Source organism: Microbacterium sp. 69-10 (genome assembly GCF_001897945.1).
Classification (GTDB): domain Bacteria; phylum Actinomycetota; class Actinomycetes; order Actinomycetales; family Microbacteriaceae; genus Microbacterium.
Window position 1 is genome coordinate 57583 of record NZ_MKRT01000024.1, and the last position, 1547, is coordinate 59129.

General features: G+C 70.6%; 2 protein-coding genes. Both read left to right on the forward strand.

Going from position 1 to position 1547, the window contains the following annotated elements:
• Positions 1 to 27: 27 nt before the first annotated feature.
• Positions 28 to 1275: a S8 family serine peptidase gene (locus tag BGN97_RS11230; protein WP_363331431.1), complete on the forward strand. Its 1248-nt coding sequence runs from the start codon at positions 28 to 30 to the stop codon at positions 1273 to 1275.
• A gap of 20 nt (positions 1276 to 1295) precedes the next feature.
• Positions 1296 to 1547: tryptophan 7-halogenase (locus BGN97_RS11235; RefSeq protein WP_292701360.1), on the forward strand; the 252-nt coding region annotated here is incomplete at its 3' end.

Here is a 1547-nt window from a genome sequence, read left to right on the forward strand (position 1 = left end):
GCACCGCCGCCGGTCACGTCCGTGCCGGTGCAGGCGGAGACGCCGGCGCCCACAGCGCCGCCCGTGCCCGACGATCCCGCAGACCCGGTCCGCGCACAGCAGTACTGGCTCGACGGCGCCCGCATCCGGGAGGCGTGGAACACGACCCTCGGCGAGGGCGTGACGATCGCCGTGCTCGACACCGGCATCGGCAAGGCTGCGGGGGCCTTCGGCGACTCCGTCGCGGGCGGTGTCGACGAGTCCGGTGTCGGCAGCAAGGACGGCCGCTCTCCGGTGGGCGTGATCAACAGCGACCACGGCACGCTGGTGGCGTCGACCGCGGCCGCGCCGGGCAACGCGGACGGCACCGGGATGATCGGCGTGGCGCCCCGCGCGAAGCTGCTGTCGATCTCGCTCGGCTTCCCGGGTTCCTCGGCGACGAAGCCGTTCACCGAGCAGGTCGCGGACGGCATGAAGTGGGCCGTCGATCACGGGGCGAAGGTCATCAACCTGTCGTTCACGACGAACACCCTGGACTGGGACAAGAGCTGGGACGACGCGTTCCTGTACGCCTTCGAGCACGACGTCGTCGTCATCGTCGCCGCGGGGAACCGGGGGAGCGGCACATCGATCGTCGGCGCACCCGCCACGATCCCCGGCGTGCTCACGGTCGGCGGCGTGGACCAGACGGGGACGGCCAGTGTGGAGGCATCCACCCAGGGCATCACCATCGGCGTGATGGCGCCCAGCGAGCACCTGCTCGGACTGACGGCCGACGGCGGCGTGGTCTCGTGGGACGGCACCAGCGGGGCGGCGCCGATCGTCGCGGGGGTCGCGGCTCTTGTGCGCGCCGCGCACCCGGAGCTGGACGCGGCCAACGTCATCAACAGGATCATCAGGACGGCCATCAAGGTGCCGGAGATGACCAGGACCCCGGACGTCCAGTACGGCTACGGCCTCCTGGACGCGAACGCCGCTGTCACGGCATCCGTGCCCGCCGTCAAGGCGAATCCGATGGGCGATCTGAAGGAGTGGATCCGGCTGTACCGCCGCGCGGCCTCGCCCGCCGACCCGACGCCCGATGCGACGGCGACCCCCGTCGCGGTGCCGCCTCTGCCCGCCGCGGACGCCCCGACGGAGCCGGGTTCGCCCCTGCTTCCGTCCGCCGAGACACTGAGGTACGGTACCCTGCCGCTCCTGGCCCTCACAGTCCCTGGTACTCTGATAGCGCTTGGCGTCACCGCAGCTGCCCGGCGAATCCGATCGGAGCGCGGTAGACGCACTCCCACACCCTGACGACGAGGAGTTGTCCCCCTGTGCCTCAGAACAGCACTGCACCCCGCATTCTGATTGTCGGTGGAGGCTACGCAGGTTTCTACACCGCTTGGAAGCTCGAGAAGCACCTTCGCAAGGGCGAGGCGGAGGTGACCATGGTCGACCCGCTGCCGTACATGACGTACCAGCCCTTCCTGCCCGAGGTCGCAGCCGGCTCGATCGAGGCGCGTCACGCGGTGGTCGCCCACCGTCGCCACCTCAAGCGCACCAACGTCATCACCGCGAAGGTGACC